Annotated in this window: 2 protein-coding genes and 1 pseudogene; 1 reads left to right on the forward strand and 2 read right to left on the reverse strand. The window is 61.1% G+C overall.

What is annotated here, in order from left to right; genetic code table 11:
* Nucleotides 1-145 precede the first annotated feature (145 nt).
* Nucleotides 146-718, reverse strand: coding sequence for a hypothetical protein (locus tag HF999_RS22040; protein ID WP_168547894.1), 573 nt, complete (start codon nucleotides 716-718; stop codon nucleotides 146-148).
* Between the two features lie 3 nt (nucleotides 719-721).
* The gene (locus tag HF999_RS22045) at nucleotides 722-1,147 is read right to left on the reverse strand and encodes a hypothetical protein (protein ID WP_168547895.1); all 426 of its coding nucleotides are present in this window, start codon (nucleotides 1,145-1,147) and stop codon (nucleotides 722-724) included.
* A gap of 67 nt (nucleotides 1,148-1,214) precedes the next feature.
* On the opposite strand from HF999_RS22045, the pseudogene HF999_RS22050 reads away from it, so the two are divergent.
* Nucleotides 1,215-1,952: pseudogene (locus HF999_RS22050) on the forward strand (transposase); the annotation flags it as partial.
* Between the last annotated feature and the right edge of the window lie 130 nt (nucleotides 1,953-2,082).

Raw genomic sequence — 2,082 nt, forward strand, 5'->3', positions numbered from 1 at the left:
GCCCCTGGTACTCCTCACCGAAATCGGAATGCTTCGCAACATCCAGATTTCCGGAGACCAGGGGCTCCTCACGTCAACGACACGCTGAACCTCTGACCAGGCACTGCCCGCTCAAGCTTGAAGAGCCGTCATTCCACCTACCAAACTAGTGAAACGACTCGGCAAGAGTGAGAGTATGAAGAAAGTCGCGACGGTCCCGTTCCGACAGTGGCTCACCAGAGACTACCGCGTGGCCGAGCCCGGCCTTTGCTCCAGCAAGATCGAAGGCATAGTTCTCCATGAGTCCTTTTCCGTGGTTGGTAAATCCATGGATCACGGGCTTTTGATAACCAAAGTAGCTTTCGTCTTCAGGGGTAAAGAAGTGCCAATAAAGATTCGGGTAGCGCTCGATGATTACGTCACCGAGATAGATGGCAATGTCGATAACGACGGAGTACCAGCGGGACGAGAGCATTCCCGGCGCCTCGGGGATGGGCGGATGATGGCCTTCAACGTTGCCGATAAACCAGTCGTTGACCGCCTGAATCGCCGCGTCGTCGGTGCTCGTTGAGATGCCGTTCAGCTGCATTAGATTGCGGAACTCCTGCTTGCGCTGGGGTTTCTGTGCCAGCCAGTTGTCATACTGCGCTCGCGCGCCCTCGCGTGTGTCGTCTTCGGGGCGCGTAGGGGATATAACGGTGAACTCTCGGTAGTCTCCCCAGTTCACTGAGTCGCTCATGGTTTAGATCACCTTCCATGGAATCCCGGCGGCGTTGAGTGCGTTAATCAGTGCCTGATCAGGACCGCCCTTGCCTGTGAACACGCTCTTCATGAACACCCACTCTACACTTCTCACGCCCTGCACTGCTCCTTGGTTGAGGATTGCGTCCTTAGCGACCTGATCCCTAACACTCGCGTAGGCGGTCTCACCCGTCTTCACCTCGATCGCAGTCAAGTTCTGGGTAAGTATATCAACTCGGCGTCCACCTAGACCCGGGATTTCAAACTTAGCCTTATCGACAATTGCTCCTGGGTATTGGTTGCGCGCGAGCCAGTTTGCTCCTTCAAGCCCTGCGGCGTTGTTCCTCTGGATTTGTGCGAGGGTTTTGCCGGCTCTTCCTGATCGAGAGTGCATGACCGGGTTCAGGTCTGAGGCGGCGAGCCACAAGATGTAGGGGGTCCTGGGGTGCTTCGATGAGGGTTCCTACACGCCTTGTCGATCACCCACAGGACCCATGTCTGAGCCTACTGCTGCTGTTGCTTCTGCTGTCGCGGACACGATCTGCCGGACCGTCGAGTTGGGGGTGACGATCACTGATGCGGCTGCGGAACCGCAGCTCACGCACCTGTTCGCAGATGTTCTCACACCGGATCTGTTCTGCCCGGGATGCGGTGTCCAGGGGCGGCTGCGGGATCGGGTGGTGCGGTCTCTGACGGACCTTCCTCTGGCGGGGTATCCGACCCGGCTTCACCTGCGCGTTCCGCGGCTGGTCTGCGAGAGCGAGGAGTGCGCGGTGAAGGTGTTCCGCGCGGGCATCGACCAGGTCGCGCAGCGGCGGGCGTCGTGCACCCACCGGGTCACGCGGTGGATCCTGCAGCGTCTGGTGTGCGACAAGATGAGCGTCTCGGCGGTCGGGAAGGCACTCGGGGTGGGGTGGAACACGGTCAACTCGCTCGCCCTCGCGGCGTGCCGCAGCCTGATCTACGACGGCGGTCACCTCGACGGTGTGCGGGTGATCGGGGTCGATGAGCACACCTGGAAGCACGTTCGAGGCCAGGGTGATCCGTCGTCGGTGACGGTGTTCGTCGACCTCACCCCGGTGCTCGATGGCACCGGCCCGGCACGGCTGTTGGACATGGTCCCCGGCCGCTCGCAGGCCGCGTTCGCGGGCTGGCTCAAAGACCGCGACCAGGCGTTCCGGGACCGGGTTGCGGTGGTCGCGATGGACGGGTTCACCGGCTACCGCACCGCCGCCGGGCGTGTCAAATGGTCTGTGTAAGCCCTCCTCACGGAAGGATCACAGGGCATGACGGACTCGGTAGAGACGGTGGAGCAGGAGTTGCCTGAGGCTGCTGCGGCGACCGCGGATGGGCTGGCGGATC

Source organism: Tsukamurella spumae (genome assembly GCF_012396015.1).
In the GTDB taxonomy this organism is placed as follows: domain Bacteria; phylum Actinomycetota; class Actinomycetes; order Mycobacteriales; family Mycobacteriaceae; genus Tsukamurella; species Tsukamurella spumae.

What these genes read in the sequence shown, in the direction of transcription:
- HF999_RS22040 (WP_168547894.1), bottom strand. Translation starts at nt 718, where the DNA reads ATGAGCGACTCAGTGAACTGGGGAGACTACCGAGAGTTCACCGTTATA.